The organism is Vibrio sp. 1978 (genome assembly GCF_033344345.1).
The window spans coordinates 1-676 of sequence record NZ_JAWPOP010000512.1; the positions used below are offsets into that span (position 1 = coordinate 1).

At 50.0% G+C, this 676-nt stretch carries 1 protein-coding gene; it reads left to right on the forward strand.

Annotated elements, in window-relative coordinates:
* Positions 1 to 676: type II secretion system protein GspL (gspL, locus tag R8N49_RS27545; protein ID WP_318190508.1), on the forward strand; the 676-nt coding region annotated here is incomplete at both ends.

Here is a 676-nt window from a genome sequence, read left to right on the forward strand (position 1 = left end):
AACGCATCTTGCCAGATGTATTGGCATTGCCTGTCAGTGATGACAACAGCAGTGCGGCACTGATTGGTGAGCAATGGCTAATTCGTCACTCAGAGACGGAAGGCGCGGTGGTGGATTCGGCGTGGCTGGACCTTTATCTCTCTTCTTACCTGCAAAATCATGAAGGTTGGCAACTCGAATGCTACAGTTCCGTGCCAGAATCGACTGTTGAGAGCGTATGGGTTCCTAAGCCAGAAGAAATGACGATGGCGTTGCTCGCAAAAGGCGTCGCGAGTAGTAAAACGAACCTGTTAACTGGCGAGTTTAAGCCGAAGTCTTCTTGGGGTAAGTCCTGGAAAGTTTGGCAAAAGGCGGCTATCGCTGCGGGCGTTTTGTTAGTGGTGGTCGTGGCTCAGCAACTTCTCGGCGTACACAAGTACGAGGCGCCAGCACAAGCCTATCGTGAAGAAAGCGAACGTATTTTCCGTCAGGTTTTTCCAAACAAGAATCGAATTCCGACCGTAAGTTATTTAAAGCGTCAAATGACAGATGAAGAGCGCCGTTTATCTGGTGGCTCAACAGATGTTGCGATGTTGTCTTGGCTTGCTGCCTTGCCAGCAACGCTTGGTCAGGTGAAAGATCTAGAAATCACCAGCTTTAAGTATGACGGCCAACGTGGTGAAGTGCGCATTCACGC